Genomic DNA, 19193 nt, shown 5'->3' with positions numbered 1-19193 from the left:
GCTCCCGATGTGAGGACCCGCATAGGACGCACGTCACGTACGAAGGGGCATAGGAGACAAAGACCCCTGGATGAACGGGGCAGATAGCCCATTCTGTCCTGTTTTATGTGTTCCTGATCCACTATCCGGCTTCGTACGTCACACCTTTGCCACGAGATTTTGCGCGAGCTAAGAATTGCACTCGTCGCTCAGCGCCGCGGGTTTTCCGCTCGCGGCGTTCGTGTGGGTAGACCCCCTCCCGCAGTCCGGAGAGCGACCTCCGCGCTACTCGAAGAGGTCCATTTCGCATGTCCAAGAACTTCAGTTTCATCCGCGGTAGTCGTGCTCTGACCAAGACCCAGAAGCTCGCCGCCGCCGGTATCACCACGCTCGGCGCCGCCGCCATCGCCGTCTCCGCCGCCGTGCCCGGCGAGGCCCAGACCACCGTCGCCGCCGACACCGCCGCGGCCCCGGTCTCGGTCGCCTCGCAGCCGGTCAAGGACGTCAAGGCCAGCGTGACCGACCGGCTCGCCGGCGACAGCCTGAAGGTCCAGGCGATCGCGGCCCAGAAGCAGGCCGCCGCCAAGGAGAAGGCCGCCGTGGCCGTCAAGAAGGCCGCCGCCCAGCGCAAGGCCCAGGCCGCACACCACGCCAAGCAGGCCGCCGGCCGCTCCGCGCAGCGTCCGCAGATGCAGACGGTCGCCGCGTCGAAGACCTACGGCGACAACCTGAACGGCTGGATCCAGCAGTCGCTGGACATCATGAAGCAGCACAACATCCCGGGCTCCTACAGCGGCCTGCACCGCAACATCATGCGGGAGTCCTCGGGCAACCCGCGCGCGATCAACCTGTGGGACGTCAACGCCGTCAACGGCATCCCCTCGAAGGGTCTGCTGCAGGTCATCGACCCGACCTTCCGCACGTACCACGTCCCCGGCACCTCGTGGAACATCTACGACCCGGTCGCCAACATCACCGCCGCCTGCAACTACGCCGCCCACCGGTACGGCTCGATGGACAACGTCAACAGCGCGTACTGAGGTCGGCGCGGACCTCTGACAGACGCGGAAGGGCGGCACCGGTCGGGTGCCGCCCTAGGCGTAGCAGGGGACTTCGTGTGACCCGCGCTACTTGCGCATGACCTCCGGCTCGTGGCGCCGCAGGAAGCGGGCCACCAGGAAGCCGCAGACCGCGCCGAGCGCGAGCAGCGCGACCATGTCGATGCCCCAGGCCGAGACCGTATGGTCCCAGAGCGGATCGGTGCTGGTCGGGTCGTCGGTGTTCGGGGCGATGTTGTTGAAGTCCAGCGTGGCGCCAGCGGCGGCGACGGCCCAGCGCGACGGCATCAGATACGAGAACTCGTTCACGCCGAGCGTGCCGTGCAGCGTGAACAGGCAGCCCGTGAACACCACCTGGATGATCGCGAACATCACCAGCAGCGGCATCGTCTTCTCGGCCGTCTTCACCAGCGACGAGATGACCAGGCCGAACATCATCGAGGTGAAGCCGAGCGCCATGATCGGCAGGCACAGCTCCAGCAGCGTGCCGTTGCCCAGGACCAGGCCCTTCTCGGGGATCTCCCGGCTGGAGAAACCGATCACGCCGACCAGCAGGCCCTGGAGCACCGTGACCACGCCGAGCACGACCACCTTGGACATCAGGTACGCCGAGCGCGACAGGCCGGTCGCCCGCTCCCGCTCGTAGATGACCCGTTCCTTGATCAGCTCGCGGACCGAGTTCGCGGCGCCCGCGAAGCACGCGCCGACCGCGAGGATCAGCAGCACCGTGGTGGCCGTGCCGTTCGGGACGTGCAGGCCCGTCTTGGGGTTGACCGGGTTGACCAGCAGGCCCCGGTCGTGGTCGATGAGCAGGCTGACCGCGCCGAGCACCGCCGGCAGGATCACCGTCAGCGCCAGGAAGCCCTTGTCGGAGGCGATCACCGAGACGTACCGGCGGATCAGGGTCAGCAGCTGCGAACCCCAGCCCTGCGGCTTGGGCGGCTTCATGGCCTGCGGCGGGGGCATGGGTACGGACTGCGCGGCCACCGAGTCGATGTCCGCGGCGTACATCTGGTAGTGCTGCGAGCCCTTCCAGCGGCCCGCCCAGTCGTAGTCCCGGTAGTTCTCGAAGGCGGAGAACACATCGGCCCAGCTGTCGTAGCCGAAGAAGTTCAGCGCCTCCTCGGGCGGGCCGAAGTAGGCGACGGAACCGCCCGGCGCCATCACCAGCAGCTTGTCGCAGATCGCCAGCTCGGCCACCGAGTGGGTGACCACGAGCACGGTGCGGCCGTCGTCGGCCAGGCCCCGCAGCAGCTGCATGACATCGCGGTCCATGCCCGGGTCGAGGCCGCTGGTCGGCTCGTCCAGGAAGATCAGCGACGGCTTGGTCAGCAGCTCCAGGGCGACCGAGACGCGCTTGCGCTGGCCGCCGGAGAGCGAGGTGACCTTCTTGTCCTTATGGATGTCGAGCTTCAGCTCGCGCAGCACCTCGTCGATCCGGGCGTCTCGCTCGGCCGCCGTGGTGTCGGCGGGGAAGCGGAGCTTGGCCGCGTACTTCAGCGCCTTCTTGACCGACAGCTCCTTGTGCAGGATGTCGTCCTGCGGGACCAGGCCTATGCGCTGGCGCAGCTCGGCGAACTGCTTGTAGAGGTTCCGGTTGTCGTAGAGGACCTCGCCCTGGTCGGCGGGCCGGTAGCCGGTGAGCGCCTTGAGCAGGGTCGACTTGCCGGAACCGGACGGTCCGATGACCGCGATCAGCGACTTCTCCGGGACGCCGAAGGAGACGTCCTTGAGGATCTGCTTGCCGCCGTCGACCGTGACGGTGAGGTGGCGGGCGGAGAAGGACACCTCGCCGGTGTCGACGAACTCCTCCAGCCGGTCGCCGACGATCCGGAACGTCGAGTGGCCGACGCCGACGATGTCACTGGGGCCGAGCGTCGCCGAGCCGCCCTTGGGGATCGGCTGGCCGTTGACGTACGTGCCGTTGTGCGAACCGAGGTCGCGGATCTCCATACGGCCGTCGGGCGTCGCGTGGAACTCGGCGTGGTGGCGCGAGACCTGGAGGTCGGAGACGACCAGGTCGTTCTCCAGCGCACGGCCGATGCGCATCACGCGGCCGAGGGAGAACTGGTGGAACGTGGTGGGGCTGCGGTCGCCGTGGACCGGCGGCGCCCCCGCACCGACACCGGGCCCGCCCTGCTGCTGGTGCGGGATCGACGGCGCCGGCGGCTGCGCGTGCGCCTGCTGCCAGTCGGCCGGTGCGGCCTGCCGTTGCGCGACGGGCGGCTGCTGCGCCCAGCCGGCGTTCGCGCCCTGCGCGGCGACGGCGGCCGCGGCGGCCGACAGGTTCAGCCGCGGCCCGTCGGTCGCGTTGCCGAGGTGGACGGCCGAGCCCGGGCCGATCTGCACCTGCTGGACGCGTTGTCCCTGCACGAACGTGCCGTTGGTGCTGCCGTGGTCCTCGATGACCCAACTGCGGCCGTCGAAGCCGACGGTGGCGTGGCGCCAGGAGACCCTGGCATCCTCGAACACGATGTCGCCCTGGGGATCGCGTCCCAGGGTGTAGCGCCTGGACGGGTCGAGCGTCCAGGTCCGTCCATTGGTTTCCAGTACGAGTTCCGGCACTCCATGCCCCACTGAGTTGTCCCCCGAGTTACCCCCGTCACAGGGAGTGTAGGGATGTCGAACATCGTGAGGAACTATTTCAGGCTCGGCCCTCTGACCGAAAGCCGGGCCTTGTCATGAGTGGGTAACGCCCGCTCGACTTCCGTTGCACCGCCGGGGGTTGAAAACCGGGCGGAGAGTGGTATTCCCACCCGAGGGGGACCGGCGCGGCGGCCGTGCCGCGCCGCGGATCGGGGGGTCTGCCATGAGTGCTGCCACGGCGGTCGAGGACGGCGGGCGCGGTGCGCGCCCGCCGTGGCGGCACGTCCTGCTGTCCGCCGTCTCCTGCGTGAGCTGGACGTTGACCGGCATGGCCGGCACGGCCGCGCTCGGGCTGCACCTGCTGCGCGCGGACGCCGCCGGTTCGCTCGGCCCGATGACCGCCGCGGCGGTGGCCCTGGGGGCCGGCGGCACGGTGCGGCCCTCGGGCGACGTGTCCGCGTTCGGTCTGCACGGCGCGCAGGCGCACACCGCCGTCGAGATCACGCCACTGGGGGTGAGCCTGGTCGGGGCGCTGCTGCTGTCCTGGCTCTTCCTGCGATCCCTGCGCGCGGCCCCGCTCGGCTTCGGGCCGGCCGAACTCCTGGCCCGGGCGGGGGCGGTGGTGGCGCTGTTCGTGGCGATGCTGGGCGGTCTCGCCTGGGCGGGGCACGACGTCGTGACCCTGGACGGCAGTTCGCTCGGTCCCGACGGACTGCCGGGCGGGGCCGGTTCGGGGGGCGTGCGCGTCCCGGGGGTCGGTGACCTGGGCGACCTCGGCGGGCTGCTGCCCGGCCGGGTCGGCGGGCTCGTCGACGCGAAGGCCGCGGTCGGCTTCGCCGTCGACACCGCGCCCACGCTGCTCGGCGGGCTGGGCTGGTCGGCGGGCGTGCTGCTGATCGCGCTGCTCGCCTCGCGCCGTACCCCGCTGCCACGGGGCTGGGACGCCGTCCACCGGGTCGTACGGCCGGCCGTCTCCGCGCTCGTCGCGGTGCTGCTGGTGGCGGTGGCCGCGGGGCTGGCCGCCGCCGCGTACGCCGCGCTCGGCGACGACCGCCCGGGACGCGTCCTGGGGGCCGCGGTGCTCGGCGCGCCCGACGGGGTGTGGCTCGGCGTGCCGCTCGGGCTGTTCGTCCCCTGGGACGGCACGGCGACGGGCGGACTGGCCCACCTGCTGCCGGCTCCGCTGGACCGGCTGCTGGACGCGCACTCCGGGCGGCCGGTCACGCTGGGCCGTCTGGCCGAACTGGACGGCCGGGTGTGGCTGCTGGCGGTGGCGGCGGCGCTGATGATGCTGCTGGCGGGGGTGCTGACGGCGGTTCGGACGCCGGTGGGAACTCGGGCGGGATCGGCGGCGGGCGCGGGGTGCGCGGCGGGGCCGGGCGGGGCGGTGGCGGGTGCGCTGGTGGGTCCGGGACGGGTGGGGCCGGGCGGAGTCGCGGCTGGTGGAGGCAGCGGTCCGCCGACGGCGGGGGCGTCGGGCTTCGTGGGGCGGTGTGCGCTGCGGCTCGGGGCGGTCACCGCCCTCGCGTTGCCGCTGCTCGTCCGGCTGACCCGGGTTTCGGTGAACGCCTCGCTGTCCGTGTTCGGCCTCGACGCCTTCGGCACGGGGATCGAGTTGCACGGGCACCTGGGCGCGTCGCTGCTGCTGGGCGCGGTGTGGGGATGCGGGGCGGGGGCCGCCGGGGCCGTGCTGGCGACGGCGACCGGAGCGGCGGGGCGCCGGGCGGCGCCTTTCGCGCGGGGGACGGAAGACGCGCCCGGTGCCGTAGGGGTGGGCGGTCCGGGGGGCGTACGGGACGGTGCGGGTCGCGTAAGGGGTGCTGGGGACGTACGTGGGGCGGCGGGGGTGCCGGATACGGGCGCCGTGCGGGATGCCGCGGGCGGTCCCTACTCCCCCGCTGCTCCCTACCGGCCGCCGAACCCGGCGACCAACCCGTACCTCCGTCTCCCCGGCGGGCCGGCCTCCCGGGAGGAGGAGCGGGGCGGGGGCGGTGGGGCCGCGCGCCCGCCCCGGCCGACGAGCGCTCCCGACGACGTGCACGGCGCGCCCACACTGGCCGGCCCCCTGCCCCCGCCGCCCGGCAGGGGCACACCGTCCGGACGGACCCGGCCGTCCGGCGTCTGGCCGCCACCGCCGCCGGACGACGCGCCGCCGCCCCCGAAGCCCTCGGGACCCCCGCCTGCGCCGCGTCCGCCGGGGAAGTGAGCCGGCCCGAGACCGCGCCGCCGACGGGCCGTGTGTCTCCGGTGACGTACCACCGCAGACACACGGCCCGTGGGGGCGCCGGACCTCGCTCCGCGGCGCGGGCGGGTGGCCGCTACTTCGGCTCGCGGTCGAAGAGCGACCGGGACCAGAAGTAGCCGAGCAGGGCCAGCGCGAGGCACCAGACGACGGCCAGCCAGGCGTTGTCGCCGATCTCGGTGCCGAGGAGCAGCCCGCGGAGCGTCTCGATGGCCGGGGTGAACGGCTGGTACTCGGCGATCGGCCGGAACCAGCCCGGCATCGCGTCGACCGGCACGAAGGCGCTGGACAGGAGCGGCAGGATCATCAGCGGCAGGGCGTTGTTGCTGGCCGCCTCCGCGTTCGGGCTGGACAGGCCCATGCCGACCGCGATCCAGGTGAGGGCGAGGGAGACGAGCGTCAGCAGGCCCACCGCCAGCAGCCAGTCGAGGGCGGTGGCGTCCACGGACCGGAAACCGATGGCCACCGCCACGGCCCCGACGAGGACCACGCTCAGCACGCACTGGAGCACGCTGCCGGCGACGTGCCCGATGAGCACCGAGCCGCGGTGGATCGCCATCGTCCGGAAGCGGGCGACGATGCCCTCGTTCATGTCCGTGGAGACGGACACCGCGCTGCCGATCGTGGTGCCGCCGATGGTCAGCATCAGGATGCCCGGGACGAGGTAGGCCAGGTACCCGGACCGTCCCGCCCCGCCGCCCGTGATGCCGGCGCTCATCACGTCGCCGAAGATGTAGACGAAGAGCAGGAGCAGCATCACCGGGGTGAGCAGCAGGTTCAGGGTGAGGGACGGGTAGCGCCGGGCGTGCAGCAGGTTGCGGCGCAGCATCGTGGAGGCGTCGCGGGCGGCGAGGGAGAGGGAACTCATCGGGCGGTCTCCTCAAGGGGGTGGGGGTCGTCGGCGCTGCCGGTCAGGGCGAAGAAGACGTCGTCGAGGTCGGGGGTGTGGACGGTCAGTTCGCTCGCCTCGACGCCGGCCGAGTCCAGCCGGTCGAGGAGGGAGCGCAGGGCGCGCTGGCTGCCGTCGCCGGCGAGTTGGAGGGTGAGGGACTCGTCGTCGCGGGTGGCGTCGCCGAGGGCCGCGGCGGCGCGGCGGTGGGCGGCCGGGTCGGTGAAGCGGAGCCGGATGTGTCCGCCGGGAACGAGCCGTTTGAGTTCCTCGGCGGTGCCCTCGGCGGCGATCCTGCCGTCGTTCAGGACCGCGATGCGGTCGGCGAGTTCGTCGGCCTCCTCCAGGTACTGGGTGGTGAGGAAGACGGTGACGCCGCCGCTGACGAGGTCGCGGACGATCTGCCACATGGTGTGCCGGGAGCGCGGGTCGAGGCCGGTGGTCGGCTCGTCGAGGAAGATGATCCGCGGGGCGCCGACCAGGGTCATGGCGATGTCGAGGCGGCGCTTCATGCCGCCGGAGTAGGTGGCGGCGGGCTTCTTCGCGGCCTCCGTCAGGCCGAAGCGCTCCAGCAGTTCGGCGGCGACCCGCCTCCCCTCGCGCCGGGGGAGGTGGTGCAGGTCCGCCATGAGGAGCATGTTCTCCTCTCCGGTGATCAGGCCGTCCACGGCGGAGAACTGTCCGGTGACGCCGATCGCGGCGCGTACGGCCTGCGGTGCGGTGGCGAGGTCGCGACCCGCGACCTGGGCCTGTCCGGCGTCGGCCGTGACGAGCGTGGAGAGGATCTTGACGGTGGTGGTCTTGCCGGCGCCGTTGGGTCCGAGCAGTGCGAACACGGAGCCGGCCGGGATGTGCAGGTCGATGCCGTCGAGCACGGTCCTGTCGCCGTAGGACTTGCGCAGACCGAGGGCGGAGACGGCGGCGGGCGGTCGCGGGCCACCGCTCCTGCTGGACGTGGGCATGACAGATGAAGGCATGGTGCCTTCCCCCCTGGAGGCTGAAGTGACTGGGTGGGTGGTCGAGTTCACTGGCCGGCGGTCAGGGCCGGGCGCGGCGGACGTCGATGGTGCCGTAGCGGGTGCGGGCGTGGATCTTGACGGTCTCCTCGGTCTCCACCGGGGCCTCGGAGGCGGTGAGCGCGTTGCGCACCTGCCCGGAGTCCGAGTGGGCGTCGAGCCAGGCGGCCGTGCCTTCCCGGATACCGACCTCGATGGCACCGTAGGAGGTCTTCAACTGCACGCTGCCGCGTACCACTTCGCCCACGCGCAGGGTGCCGTTGGCGGTGGTGGCGGTGACGGAGTCCTCGGCGCTCCGGATCTCGATGTCCCCGTTGGCACCGCTCACCCGGAGTTCGCCGGTCGCGGTGCCGACGACGGTGGTGCCGTGCGAGTTCTTCAGGACGGCGGGGCCGTCGACGCTGCCGACGCGCACACTGCCGGAGCTGGTGGTGATCTCGGCCCGACCATCGACGCGATCCACGGTGATCGAGCCGTGGGAGGCGGTGAGCTGGAGCGGCCCGGTGGCGTCGAGGCGGACGTCGCCGCCGGAGGTCTTCATCCGCACCTCGCCGAGCGGACCCTCGCCGAGCACCTGGGTCCAGGAGCCGGTCATGTCGATGCCCGAACCCGCGGGCAGGTCCACCGTCACGGCGACGGCGCCGGTGGGGCCGATGAAGAGGCGCTCCTTCGTCCGGAGGGTCAGGACGCCGTTCGCGTAGGAGACCTCCGTCTGTTCGGCGGCCCGTACGTCCTTGTCCCGCCCCGGGTCGGCGGGCCGCACCTCGACGACCGTGTCGGAACGGTCGCTCGCGGTGAAGTGGAGGGACCCGGCGCCCACGTGGGCGGTGACCGCGATCGGGGCGGGAGTGTCGAAAGAAGGCATGGCTGTACCGTCCTCGTGAGTCCTGGGTGCGTCCCCGCTGGTGGGACGTGGTGTGGGTGAAGGGGTGCGGGTGGTGCCGTGCGGGTGGTGAAGCGGTGCGGGCGGTGAGGTGGCGCGCGGCGGGCGCGCGCCACCTGGGCGCGGGGCGCGGGTTCGGCTAGCGCACCCAGCCCGTGAAGCTCTGGCCGATGCTCTTGGTCTTCTCCGTCGTGCGCGGCCGGGCGCCGCCGTCGACCGCGGCGGAGACGGCGCGCACCAGCCACGCGTTGACCGACAGGCCCTCGCGGTTCGCGGCCTCCTCCGCGCGGGCCTTGAGGTGGGCCGGCAGACGCAGGTTGACGCGGGCGGTGCCGCCCTCGTCGCCCTCGGCGGACACCGGGGCCGTGAGCGGTTCGGCGGGCACGGGCGGGGCCTCGACGGGGGCGCGGTCGGCGGGCGGCGGGGTCACCACGAAATCGGGGTCGAGCCCGCGCAGCCGTACGTCGACCGAGCCGGGGGCGAGTTCACGGGTGATCTCGTCCATCGCGGCGGAGAGCACGTGGAGCATCGTCAGCCGGGTCGCCGACTCCAGGGGGGCGGTGAGCCGTTCGGCGAGCTCGCGGGCTTCGTCGCCGCCGGCTTCGGCGGCCACCGCGAGTTCGCGGCGGAGGGTGTCGACGTACGGGGTGAGGTCCATAACGCCATCATGGCACCACGGTGGCACCATCGCAAGCCCCTATGGCACCGCCGGGGTGCCGGATACCTTACGTAGGGCCTCTGAGCTGGTCCGATGCCAGAAAAATCACTCTTTTGATCACGCCACAGCCTGCACTGGCGCTCACTCACGGGCCCACAGTGGCACCACTTGGTGCATCGGATGACATCACATGGTGCCGTCCGGTCATGCCAGATGGCACCACGGTCTCGGCGCGCCCCTCGTGCAGGGGGATGTCATCTGATCGACGCGCAGTGTTTCCTGTCCGCCAGGCGGACCTGAGGGGCGACGGGCACTGCGTGCCGGATACGGTGGGAAGCACCATGAGCGCTTCGCAGAGTTCCGATGACCTCACCCTTCTCGTCAAGATCTTCGGGAAGGACAGGCCCGGCATCACGGCCGGTCTCTTCGACACCCTCGCCGCCTACTCCGTGGACGTGGTCGACATCGAGCAGGTCGTCACCCGTGGCCGGATGGTGCTGTGCGCGCTCGTCACCCAGCCGCCCGCCGGGCTGGAGGGTGATCTGCGGGCCACCGTGCACAGCTGGGCCGAATCGATGAAGATGCAGGCGGAGATCCTCTCCGGCCGTGGCGACAACCGGCCGCGCGGCCTCGGCCGCTCCCTGGTCACCGTGCTCGGCCACCCGCTCACGGCGGAGGCCACCGCTCAGATCGCCGCGCGGATCACCAAGGCCGGCGGCAACATCGACCGTATCTTCCGGCTCGCCAAGTACCCGGTGACCGCCGTGGAGTTCGCGGTGTCCGGAGTGGAGACGGAGCCGCTGCGCACCGCCCTGGCGAAGGACGCGGCGGCGCTGGGCGTCGATGTCGCGGTGGTGGCCGCGGGTCTGCACCGGCGCGCGCAGCGGCTGGTCGTCATGGACGTGGACTCGACGTTGATCCAGGACGAGGTCATCGAACTGTTCGCCGCGCACGCCGGCTGCGAGGACAAGGTCGCCGAGGTGACGGCGGCCGCCATGCGCGGGGAGCTGGACTTCGAGCAGTCGCTGCACGCGCGTGTGGCGCTGCTGGCGGGGCTGGACGCCTCGGTGGTGGACAAGGTGCGCAGCGAGGTGCGGCTGACGCCGGGCGCCCGCACCCTGATCCGGACGCTGAAGCGGCTCGGCTACCAGGTCGGTGTCGTCTCGGGTGGCTTCACCCAGGTCACGGACGATCTGCAAGAGCGGCTCGGGCTGGACTTCGCGCAGGCCAACACGCTGGAGATAGTCGACGGGAAGCTGACGGGCCGGGTCACCGGGGAGATCGTCGACCGGGCGGGCAAGGCCCGGCTGCTGCGGCGGTTCGCCGCCGAGGCGGGCGTTCCGCTGGCGCAGACCGTGGCGATCGGCGACGGCGCGAACGACCTGGACATGCTGAACGCCGCGGGTCTCGGCGTCGCCTTCAACGCCAAGCCGGTGGTGCGGGAGGCCGCGCACGCCGCGGTGAACGTGCCCTTCCTCGACACGGTCCTGTATCTGCTCGGCGTCACCCGCGAAGAGGTCGAGGCGGCCGACGCGCACGAGGAGCGCTGAGCGGCCCGGTCCGGACACGCCCGGACCGAGTCGCACCGCCTCTCGCCGCGGGGTGCCCGGGGGTCTGAGCGTGCTCGGGCGGTCCGCGTGGACCGGTCGCGGTCGTGAGGCCCGGCTGCCGGGGGACGGTGTGCCGGGCCCCGTGCACGAACGGTGGGGGCTGCTTCGAGCGGGGTTACTTCGAGGGGGCCCAGTAGTCGCTCAGCGTGGCCGTGCCCGGTTCGAGGGTCTTCCAGGAACCGTCGAAGGTCAGGACGGCGAAGGCGGCGGTCGGGAAGCCCCGGCCGCTCATGCGCTCGCGGGCGTCGCCCTCGGCGGAGCCGGCGAGCACCTCGGTCAGTCCCTGCATGCCCGGGTTGTGGCCGATCAGGATGACGTTCTGCACGTCGTCCTGGATCTCGTTGAGCACGGCGATCAGCTCGCCCGGGGAGGCCTCGTAGATCCGCTCCTCGTAGACGGTCCTCGGCCGGTGCGGCAGCTCGTGGACCGCGAGCTTCCAGGTCTCCCGGGTCCGGGTCGCGGTCGAGCACAGGGCAAGGTCGAAGGAGACTCCGGAGTCGGCCAGCTTGCGGCCGGCCACCGGGGCGTCCTGACGACCCCGCTCGGCGAGCGGTCGTTCGTGGTCGGTCACCTGCGGCCAGTCGGCCTTCGCATGCCGGAAGAGGACGATCCTGCGGGGGTCTGCGACGCTCATGGAACCCAGCTTCGCACGAAACAGGCCACGCGGCGCAGGTAGTTGACATGCGCCTTCTCGGCCGGCGCGGCGGACGCCGGGCCGTTCCCCGGCCGGGGCGGGCGCCTCATCGCGTCAGCAGTTCCCGCACGTGCTGCCACAGCTGCGCGGTCGCGGGGTCGGCGGCCGCCGCATGTGCGTTCGACGGGTTCCATATGAGGGCGAGCAGTGCCGCGAAGGCGAGAGCCGGAAGCGCCAGGGCCCACCAGGGCAGCCTGGTGTCGACGCCGCCCGTGTTCACCGGGCGGGTCCGGGTGTGCGTAGGGGCCGGCATGTCGCCTCCGCGGGTCTCGAGTCGGATCGGTCGTCCACGGACCGCTGCTCGCGGTCACACCTCGACGTTACGGAACCGGCGGGCCCCCGCCCATCCGGTGATCCACCCACTCGACCCTGACCCTCACCCCCTAGGGGACAGGGGGGCCAGCCCCACCATCGGCGGGGTCGGCCCGCCACCGCCGCGGTGGGGGCCGCCCGGCCGCGGGCGTGGATCAGGGGGAGGCGATGGTCGCGACGATGGCGATGACCACGAAGATGGCGAGGAACGCGCCGAAGACGATCAGCATCTTCTTCTGGCCGTTCGGCGGGTTCGGATCGAGCACAGGCTGCATGGCCACCAGTGTGGCACCCCGCGTCCGGGGCGGCTGCGCGGGGGCCGCCGCTCAGCGCGCCGCCTCCTCCTCGACGGTGCGGTTGCGGCCTGCCACCCAGCCGACCAGCATCTGCGGGATCATCAGGGCGGTCATCAGGGCGATCGGCAGGCCCCAGCCGCCGCTGCTCTGGTAGAGGACGCCGACCAGCAGCGGACCGGGAATGGAGATCAGGTAGCCGGTGCTCTGCGCGAACGCCGACAGCTGCGCCACGCCCGGGCCGGTCCTGGCGCGCATGCCGACCATGGTGAGGGCCAGCGGGAAGGCGCAGTTGGAGATGCCGAGGAGCACCGCCCAGGCCCAGGCGCCGCCGGCCGGCGCGAGGTACAGGCCCGCGTAGCCGGCCAGGCCGCAGACGCCGAGGGCGAGGACGATCGGGCCCTGGTGGGGCAGCCGGGTGGCCAACCGGGGGATGACGAAGGCCAGCGGCACGCCCATCACCATGGTGACGGCGAGCAGCAGCCCGGCCGTGCCGGCCGCTACGCCCGCGTCCCGGAAGATCTGCGCCATCCAGCCCATCGTGATGTAGGCGGCGGTGGCCTGGAGGCCGAAGAACACGGCCAGCGCCCAGGCGGTGCGGCTGCGGGTGACGCGCAGCGCGGGGGCATGCTCCTCCTGAGCGGCCTTCGCCCGTACGGAGTCCTCGCGCGAGGTGTCGTGCCGCGTCTGACCGGGCTCCTGGGAGACCGCGGGCCGTACGGCGGGGGCGGCGCCCCGGCCCTTGTCCCGGTCCCGCAGGAGTGGCAGCCAGGGGAGGACGGCCACGGCCGCGAGGAGCGCCCAAACGGCCAGTCCCGGCTTCCAGCCGCCGAGCGCGTCGGTCATCGGGACGGTGACGGCGGCGGCGGTCGAGGTGCCGAGGGCGAGGGCCATCGAGTAGAGGCCGGTCATGGAGCCGACCCGGTCGGGGAACCAGCGCTTGACGATGACCGGCATCAGGACGTTGCTGACGGCGATGCCCATGAGGGCGAGCGCGCTGGCGGCCAGGAAGGCGACGGTGCCGCCGGCGTAGGGCCGGATCACCAGGCCCGCGGCGATGGCGGCCATGCCCGCGCACACCACCGCGGCGGGCCCGAAGCGGCGGGCCAGCCGGGGGGCCATGACGCCGAAGACGGCGAAGCACAGCGGGGGCACGGAGGTGAGCAGGCCGGCCACGCTGCCGCTCATCCCGAGGCCGTCGCGCACCTCTTCGAGGAGCGCGCCGAGGCTGGTGATGGCGGGCCTGAGGTTCAGGGCGGACAGCACGATGCCGACGACGACCAGACGCGTCGCCCACGCGCGCGTGGGCGCCGTCCGGGGCTCTCGGTGCGCCCCGGCCTCCCGGGGGGCGGCGGTCGCGGCCGGGGGCTGCTGCTCGGTCGGTGGCGTCGTCGTCCGGGTCGTTTCCTCACTTACCATGAGACCCATCATAGAATCATAGGATGATTGACTGTCCATGGCCCGCGAGCAGCATTCCGGGCCGCACGTGCGAAGGTGTGCCATGCCCCTGAGCCATCCGCGCCGGTCGGCGCTGTCCGAGCAGGTCATCGCCGCGTTGCGGAACCAGATCACCTCGGGCGAATGGCCGGTCGGTTCCCGTATCCCGACGGAACCCGAGCTGGTGGAGCAGCTGGGCGTCGCCCGCAACACCGTCCGTGAAGCGGTCCGCGCGCTCGCCCACAACGGTCTGCTGGACATCCGACAGGGCTCGGGCACCTACGTCGTGGCGACCAGCGAGCTGGCGGGCGTGATGCACCGCCGGTTCGCCGGGACCGACCCCCGGCACATCGCCGAACTGCGCGCCACGCTGGAGTCCGGGGCGGCGAAGCTGGCCGCCGAGCGGCGCGGCGAGAAGGACCTCAAGCAGCTCGACGCGCTGCTCCTGCGGCGCGCGGAGGCCTGGGAGTCCGGTGACGCGGAGGCCTTCGTGACGGCGGACGCCACCTTCCACCTGGCCGTCGTCGCCGCCTCGCACAACGACGCGATGACCGCGATGTACGCGGACCTCGGCGAGGTGATGCGAGACTGGCTGCGTGCGGACGTCGGCGCGGAGCTGACGCCGGACACGCACATGGACCACACGCGCCTGGTCGACGCGATCCGCGCGGGCGACGCGGAGGCCGCCGCCGCGGAGGCGGCGAGCTACCCCTTCCTGTGCCGCCGCGGCCGCCTCCCCGCGCCCCCGCCCGCCCGGGACTGACCCCCGCCCGCCCCCGCGAACGCGGAGGGCCCGGCATCCCTGGGATGCCGGGCCCTCCGCGTCAGTTCGACCCCGCGGCGGCGGTCACGCTCCGATGGCGTGCAGGCCGCCGTCCACGTGGACGATCTCGCCCGTGGTCTTCGGGAACCAGTCGCTCAGCAGGGCGACGATGCCCCGGCCGGCCGGCTCGGGGTCCTTGAGGTCCCACTCCAGCGGAGAGCGGGAGTCCCACACCGAGGCCAGGTCGCTGAAGCCCGGGATGGACTTGGCGGCCATGGAGCCGAGCGGGCCCGCCGAGATCAGGTTGCAGCGGATGTTCTGCTTGCCGAGGTCGCGCGCCAGGTAGCGGCTGGTGGCCTCCAGGGCGGCCTTGGCCGGGCCCATCCAGTCGTACTGCGGCCAGGCGAACTGCGCGTCGAAGGTGAGGCCGACGACCGAGCCGCCGTTCTGCATCAGCGGCAGGCAGGCCATGGTGAGCGACTTCAGGGAGAACGCCGAGACGTGCATGGCGGTGGCGACCGACTCGAACGGCGTGTTGAGGAAGTTGCCGCCGAGGGCGTCCTGCGGCGCGAAGCCGATGGAGTGGACGACGCCGTCGAGGCCGCCGAGCTCCTCGCCGACGATGTCGGCCAGGCGGCCGAGGTGCTCGTCGTTGGTGACGTCCAGCTCGATGACCTTGGCCGGCTTGGGCAGCTTCTTGGCGATGCGCTCGGTCAGCGTGGGCCGCGGGAAGGCGGTGAGGATGACCTCGGCGCCCTGCTCCTGGGCCAGCTTCGCGGCGTGGAAGGCGATGGAGGCCTCCGTCAGCACACCGGTGATCAGGACGCGCTTGCCCTCGAGAATTCCGCTCATGGTGATCAGTGACCCATTCCCAGTCCGCCGTCAACGGGGATGACGGCTCCAGTGATGTACGAGGCGTCGTCCGAGGCGAGGAACCGCACCGCGGCGGCGATCTCCTCCGGTCGCGCGTACCGGCCGAGCGGCACCTGCGACATGATGGCCTCGCGCTGGTCGTCGCTGAGCGCCCGGGTCATGTCGGTGTCGACGAAGCCGGGGGCGACGACGTTGAAGGTGATGTTGCGCGAGCCCAGCTCACGGGCGAGGGAACGCGCGAAGCCGACCAGACCGGCCTTGGAGGCGGCGTAGTTCGCCTGCCCCGCCGAGCCGAGCAGGCCGACCACCGAGGAGATCAGGACGACGCGGCCCTTCTTGGCCCGCAGCATGCCGCGGTTGGCGCGCTTGACCACCCGGAAGGTGCCGGTGAGGTTGGTGTCGATGACCGACGCGAAGTCCTCCTCGGACATCCGCATCAGGAGCTGGTCCCTGGTGACGCCCGCGTTGGCGACGAGGACCTCGACCGTGCCGTGCCGGTCCTCGATCTCCTTGTAGGCCTGCTCCACCTGCTCGGGGTCGGTGATGTCGCACTTGACGGCGAGGAAGCCCTCCGGCGGCTCCCCCGACCGGTACGTGATCGCGACCTTGTCGCCGGCGTCGGCGAACGCGCGGGCGATGGCGAGGCCGATGCCCCGGTTGCCTCCGGTGACGAGAACCGAGCGGCTCAACGGATCACCCTTTCATAGCGGTCTCAAGCGGTTCTTCAGCACGCCCGATCACGTCGGTGACAGGCGGCTTCACCGGAAACCTATCGGTCCGCCCGGCGCGGCGGACAATCGGGCACCGACAGTGGCGTGCGGGTCGTGCTGTCGAGTCCCTACAGAAAACGGCCGACCGGGCCCGCAAACGTGTGGTCTCCCCCGCCGCCCGCGCGACATGATCGGTCCGACAGGCGACGAGAGCAGGGAGACCCCCGTGCCACATACGATCGACGAGGCCTTCACGGCCCTTCCACTGCGCGCCCTGGCCGACGCCGCGCTGGCACGCGCGCGTGCGCTGGGGGCCGAACACGCGGACTTCCGGCTGGAGCGGGTGCGCGACGCGTCCTGGCGGCTGCGGGACGCGCGGCCGGCCGGGTCGTCGGACACCACCGATCTGGGGTACGCGGTGCGGGTCGTGCACGGCGGTGCCTGGGGGTTCGCCTCGGGCGTGGACCTGACGATGGACGCCGCCGCGCGGGTCGCCTCGCAGGCGGTGGCCATGGCCAAGCTGTCGGCCCAGGTGATCAGGGCCGCCGGTTCGGACGAGCGCGTGGAGCTGGCCGACGAGCCCGTGCACGCCGAGAAGACGTGGGTGTCGGCGTACGAGACCGACCCGTTCACCGTGCCGGACGAGGAGAAGGCCGCGCTGCTCGCGGACTGGAGCGCGCGGCTGCTGGCCGCCGACGGCGTCGACCACGTGGACGCCTCGCTGCTGACCGTGCACGAGAACAAGTTCTACGCCGACACCGCCGGGACCGTGACCACCCAGCAGCGGGTGCGGCTGCATCCGCAGCTGACGGCCGTGTCGGTGGACGACTCCAGCGGCGAGTTCGACTCCATGCGCACCCTCGCCCCGCCGGCGGGCCGCGGCTGGGAGTACCTCACCGGCACCGGCTGGGACTGGGACGGCGAGCTGGAGCGGATCCCGGAGCTGCTCGCCGAGAAGATGCGCGCCCCGAGCGTCGAGCCCGGCGTCTACGACCTGGTCGTGGACCCCTCCAACCTGTGGCTGACGATCCACGAGTCCATCGGGCACGCCACCGAGCTGGACCGGGCGCTCGGCTACGAGGCGGCCTACGCGGGCACCTCCTTCGCCACCTTCGACCAGCTGGGCAAGCTGCGCTACGGCTCCGAGCTGATGAACGTCACCGGCGACCGCACCGCCGAGCACGGCCTGGCCACCGTCGGCTACGACGACGAGGGCGTCGAGGCGCAGTCGTGGGACCTGGTGAAGGACGGCACGCTGGTCGGCTACCAGCTGGACCGCAGGATCGCTCGGCTGACCGGCTTCGAGCGGTCCAACGGGTGTGCCTTCGCCGACTCCCCCGGCCATGTGCCCGTGCAGCGGATGGCCAACGTGTCGCTCCGGCCCGACCCGGCCGGGATGTCCACCGAGGACCTCGTCGGCGGCGTCGAGCGTGGCATCTACGTCGTCGGGGACCGGTCCTGGTCCATCGACATGCAGCGCTACAACTTCCAGTTCACCGGCCAGCGGTTCTACCGGATCGAGAACGGGCGGCTGGCCGGGCAGCTGCGGGATGTCGCCTACCAGGCGACGACGACCGACTTCTGGGGCTCCATGGCAGCCGTGGGCGGCCCGCAGACGTACGTCCTGGGCGGCGCCTTCAACTGCGGCAAGGCACAGCCGGGCCAGATCGCGGCCGTCTCCCACGGCTGCCCGTCGGCCCTCTTCAAGGGCGTCAACATCTTGAACACCACCCAGGAGGCCGGTCGATGAGCACGCGTACCACCAAGCCGCACGAGATCGTCGAACGCGCCCTCGAACTGTCGCGCGCCGACGGCTGCGTCGTCATCGCGGACGAGCAGTCGTCCGCCAATCTGCGCTGGGCGGGCAACGCGCTCACCACGAACGGCGTCACGCGCGGGCGCACGCTCACCGTGATCGCGACCGTGGACGGCAAGGAGGGCACCGCCTCGGGTGTGGTGTCGCGTGCCGCGGTGACCGCGGACGACCTGGAGCCGCTGGTGCGGGCCGCCGAGGCCGCCGCGCGCGGGGCGGGTCCCGCCGAGGACGCGCAGCCGCTGGTCACCGGTGTGCCCGCCGCGCCCGACTTCACCGACGCGCCCGCCGAGACGTCCTCGGCGGTGTTCGCCGACTTCGCGCCGGCGCTCGGCGAGTCGTTCGCACGCGCGCGTGCCGGCGGCCGTGAACTGTACGGCTTCGCCCACCACGAACTGGTGTCCACGTATCTCGGTACCTCGACGGGGCTGCGGCTGCGGCACGACCAGCCCAGCGGCACGCTGGAGCTGAACGCCAAGTCGCCCGACCGCACCCGCTCGGCGTGGGCCGGGCGGTCCACGCGGGACTTCAAGGACGTCGATCCGGCGGCGCTGGACGCGGAGCTGGCCGTACGGCTGGGCTGGGCCGGGCGGCGCGTGGAGCTGCCGGCGGGGCGCTACGAGACGCTGCTGCCGCCGACGGCGGTGGCGGACCTGCTGATCTACCAGCTGTGGTCGTCCTCGGGGCGGGACGCGGCCGAGGGGCGCACCGTGTTCTCCAGGCCGGGCGGGGGCACCCGGATCGGCGCGAAGCTGACCGGGCTGCCGCTGAACCTGCGCAGCGATCCGCACGAGAGCGGCCTGGAGTGCGCGCCCTTCGTGGTCGCGCACTCCTCGGGCGGGGACCGGTCGGTGTTCGACAACGGGCTGCCCGTGGCGCCCACGCAGTGGATCGCCGGCGGTGAGCTGCGGCACCTGCTGACCACCCGGCACAGCGCGGCCCTGACGGGGCTGCCGCTCGCGCCGGAGGCCGGGAACCTGATCCTGGACGGCGGCGCGGACCGCTCGCTGGACGAGATGGTCGCCGACACCGAGCTGGGGCTGCTGCTGACCTGCCTGTGGTACATCCGCGAGGTGGACCCGGCGACGCTGCTGCTGACCGGGCTGACCCGCGACGGGGTGTACCTGGTGGAGAACGGCGAGGTGACCGGCGAGGTGAACAACTTCCGGTTCAACGAGTCGCCGGTGGACCTGCTGGGCCGGGCGACGGAGGCGGGGCGCACGGAGAAGACGCTGCCGCGCGAGTGGAGCGACTACTTCACCCGGGCCGCGATGCCGGCGCTGCGCGTTCCCGATTTCAACATGAGCTCTGTCAGTCAGGGCGTATAACCTCGTAGGCGGCTGTCACCCGACCGCCCCACGATCACCGAGGAGACAC

General features: G+C 72.3%; 17 protein-coding genes. 6 read left to right on the top strand and 11 right to left on the bottom strand.

The features are described 5' to 3' along the window. Window positions 1–287: 287 nt before the first annotated feature. Entirely contained in the window at window positions 288–1019 is a 732-nt protein-coding gene (locus AB0N63_RS27320) for a transglycosylase SLT domain-containing protein (RefSeq protein ID WP_365532664.1), read from the top strand. An 87-nt stretch (window positions 1020–1106) separates the two neighbouring features. Here AB0N63_RS27320 and AB0N63_RS27315 read toward each other — a convergent pair whose 3' ends face one another. After that, window positions 1107–3602 (bottom strand): FHA domain-containing protein, encoded by a 2496-nt coding sequence (locus tag AB0N63_RS27315; protein WP_365532662.1) that lies wholly within the window; start codon window positions 3600–3602, stop codon window positions 1107–1109. 244 nt (window positions 3603–3846) lie between these two features. Between AB0N63_RS27315 and AB0N63_RS27310 the strand changes: the two genes are divergently transcribed. Continuing rightward, a complete protein-coding gene (locus tag AB0N63_RS27310; RefSeq protein WP_365532659.1) occupies window positions 3847–5829 on the top strand; it encodes a streptophobe family protein in 1983 nt (660 codons plus the stop codon). 112 nt (window positions 5830–5941) lie between these two features. Here the strand turns inward: AB0N63_RS27310 and AB0N63_RS27305 are convergent, their stop codons facing one another. The 4 genes from AB0N63_RS27305 to AB0N63_RS27290 form a co-directional block, all read right to left on the bottom strand. Continuing rightward, window positions 5942–6733: an ABC transporter permease gene (locus AB0N63_RS27305; protein ID WP_365532657.1), complete on the bottom strand. Its 792-nt coding sequence runs from the start codon at window positions 6731–6733 to the stop codon at window positions 5942–5944. After that, window positions 6730–7716, bottom strand: a complete 987-nt coding sequence (locus tag AB0N63_RS27300; RefSeq protein ID WP_365532655.1) for an ATP-binding cassette domain-containing protein — start codon at window positions 7714–7716, stop codon at window positions 6730–6732. The genes AB0N63_RS27305 and AB0N63_RS27300 overlap by 4 nt, the downstream gene beginning before the upstream one ends. A gap of 76 nt (window positions 7717–7792) precedes the next feature. After that, on the bottom strand, window positions 7793–8635 hold the full coding sequence (locus AB0N63_RS27295; RefSeq protein WP_365532652.1) for a DUF4097 family beta strand repeat-containing protein: 843 nt from the start codon (window positions 8633–8635) through the stop codon (window positions 7793–7795). Window positions 8636–8792: 157 nt separating this feature from the next. Continuing rightward, complete coding sequence (locus AB0N63_RS27290; protein ID WP_365532650.1) at window positions 8793–9311, bottom strand: hypothetical protein; 519 nt, start codon at window positions 9309–9311, stop codon at window positions 8793–8795. 341 nt (window positions 9312–9652) lie between these two features. Here AB0N63_RS27290 and serB point away from each other — a divergent pair, with 341 nt between their 5' ends. Further along, a complete protein-coding gene (gene serB, locus AB0N63_RS27285) occupies window positions 9653–10861 on the top strand; it encodes a phosphoserine phosphatase SerB (protein ID WP_365532648.1) in 1209 nt (402 codons plus the stop codon). 175 nt (window positions 10862–11036) lie between these two features. Here the strand turns inward: serB and AB0N63_RS27280 are convergent, their stop codons facing one another. The 4 genes from AB0N63_RS27280 to AB0N63_RS27265 all read right to left on the bottom strand — a co-directional run bounded on the left by AB0N63_RS27280 (window position 11037) and on the right by AB0N63_RS27265 (window position 13651). Beyond that, entirely contained in the window at window positions 11037–11555 is a 519-nt protein-coding gene (locus tag AB0N63_RS27280; RefSeq protein WP_365532646.1) for a histidine phosphatase family protein, read from the bottom strand. Window positions 11556–11661: 106 nt separating this feature from the next. Continuing rightward, window positions 11662–11868: a hypothetical protein gene (locus tag AB0N63_RS27275; RefSeq protein ID WP_365532644.1), complete on the bottom strand. Its 207-nt coding sequence runs from the start codon at window positions 11866–11868 to the stop codon at window positions 11662–11664. Between the two features lie 214 nt (window positions 11869–12082). Next, window positions 12083–12202 carry an SGM_5486 family transporter-associated protein gene (locus AB0N63_RS27270; RefSeq protein WP_106962043.1) on the bottom strand — a complete coding sequence of 40 codons (120 nt, stop codon included), beginning with the start codon at window positions 12200–12202 and terminating at the stop codon, window positions 12083–12085. Between the two features lie 51 nt (window positions 12203–12253). Beyond that, the gene (locus tag AB0N63_RS27265; RefSeq protein WP_365532642.1) at window positions 12254–13651 is read right to left on the bottom strand and encodes an MFS transporter; all 1398 of its coding nucleotides are present in this window, start codon (window positions 13649–13651) and stop codon (window positions 12254–12256) included. A gap of 70 nt (window positions 13652–13721) precedes the next feature. On the opposite strand from AB0N63_RS27265, the gene AB0N63_RS27260 reads away from it, so the two are divergent. Further along, on the top strand, window positions 13722–14420 hold the full coding sequence (locus tag AB0N63_RS27260; protein WP_365532640.1) for a FadR/GntR family transcriptional regulator: 699 nt from the start codon (window positions 13722–13724) through the stop codon (window positions 14418–14420). Window positions 14421–14504: 84 nt separating this feature from the next. Here the strand turns inward: AB0N63_RS27260 and fabI are convergent, their stop codons facing one another. Continuing rightward, window positions 14505–15272 (bottom strand): enoyl-ACP reductase FabI, encoded by a 768-nt coding sequence (gene fabI / locus AB0N63_RS27255; RefSeq protein ID WP_365532638.1) that lies wholly within the window; start codon window positions 15270–15272, stop codon window positions 14505–14507. A 5-nt stretch (window positions 15273–15277) separates the two neighbouring features. Beyond that, entirely contained in the window at window positions 15278–15982 is a 705-nt protein-coding gene (gene fabG, locus AB0N63_RS27250) for a 3-oxoacyl-[acyl-carrier-protein] reductase (protein WP_365532636.1), read from the bottom strand. A 247-nt stretch (window positions 15983–16229) separates the two neighbouring features. Here fabG and AB0N63_RS27245 point away from each other — a divergent pair, with 247 nt between their 5' ends. Then, the gene (locus AB0N63_RS27245; protein ID WP_365532634.1) at window positions 16230–17753 is read left to right on the top strand and encodes a TldD/PmbA family protein; all 1524 of its coding nucleotides are present in this window, start codon (window positions 16230–16232) and stop codon (window positions 17751–17753) included. Then, on the top strand, window positions 17750–19144 hold the full coding sequence (locus tag AB0N63_RS27240) for a TldD/PmbA family protein (RefSeq protein ID WP_365532632.1): 1395 nt from the start codon (window positions 17750–17752) through the stop codon (window positions 19142–19144). Before AB0N63_RS27245 ends, AB0N63_RS27240 begins: the two co-directional genes overlap by 4 nt. Window positions 19145–19193: the final 49 nt, after the last annotated feature.

The organism is Streptomyces sp. NPDC093260 (genome assembly GCF_040683715.1).
Classification (GTDB): Bacteria; Actinomycetota; Actinomycetes; order Streptomycetales; family Streptomycetaceae; genus Streptomyces; species Streptomyces sennicomposti.
Note: the sequence above shows the minus strand (reverse complement) of the source record. Positions and strands in the feature narration are given on the sequence as shown.

Excerpts from the sequence above, each read along its gene's own strand:
- AB0N63_RS27320 (WP_365532664.1), top strand. The coding sequence starts at position 288 with ATGTCCAAGAACTTCAGTTTCATCCGCGGTAGTCGTGCTCTGACCAAG.
- AB0N63_RS27310 (WP_365532659.1), top strand. The coding sequence starts at position 3,847 with ATGAGTGCTGCCACGGCGGTCGAGGACGGCGGGCGCGGTGCGCGCCCG.
- AB0N63_RS27305 (WP_365532657.1), bottom strand. The coding sequence starts at position 6,733 with ATGAGTTCCCTCTCCCTCGCCGCCCGCGACGCCTCCACGATGCTGCGC.
- AB0N63_RS27300 (WP_365532655.1), bottom strand. The coding sequence starts at position 7,716 with ATGCCCACGTCCAGCAGGAGCGGTGGCCCGCGACCGCCCGCCGCCGTC.
- AB0N63_RS27295 (WP_365532652.1), bottom strand. The coding sequence starts at position 8,635 with ATGCCTTCTTTCGACACTCCCGCCCCGATCGCGGTCACCGCCCACGTG.
- AB0N63_RS27290 (WP_365532650.1), bottom strand. The coding sequence starts at position 9,311 with ATGGACCTCACCCCGTACGTCGACACCCTCCGCCGCGAACTCGCGGTG.
- serB (WP_365532648.1), top strand. The coding sequence starts at position 9,653 with ATGAGCGCTTCGCAGAGTTCCGATGACCTCACCCTTCTCGTCAAGATC.
- AB0N63_RS27280 (WP_365532646.1), bottom strand. The coding sequence starts at position 11,555 with ATGAGCGTCGCAGACCCCCGCAGGATCGTCCTCTTCCGGCATGCGAAG.
- AB0N63_RS27275 (WP_365532644.1), bottom strand. The coding sequence starts at position 11,868 with ATGCCGGCCCCTACGCACACCCGGACCCGCCCGGTGAACACGGGCGGC.
- AB0N63_RS27270 (WP_106962043.1), bottom strand. The coding sequence starts at position 12,202 with ATGCAGCCTGTGCTCGATCCGAACCCGCCGAACGGCCAGAAGAAGATG.
- AB0N63_RS27265 (WP_365532642.1), bottom strand. The coding sequence starts at position 13,651 with ATGATGGGTCTCATGGTAAGTGAGGAAACGACCCGGACGACGACGCCA.
- AB0N63_RS27260 (WP_365532640.1), top strand. The coding sequence starts at position 13,722 with ATGCCCCTGAGCCATCCGCGCCGGTCGGCGCTGTCCGAGCAGGTCATC.
- fabI (WP_365532638.1), bottom strand. The coding sequence starts at position 15,272 with ATGAGCGGAATTCTCGAGGGCAAGCGCGTCCTGATCACCGGTGTGCTG.
- AB0N63_RS27240 (WP_365532632.1), top strand. The coding sequence starts at position 17,750 with ATGAGCACGCGTACCACCAAGCCGCACGAGATCGTCGAACGCGCCCTC.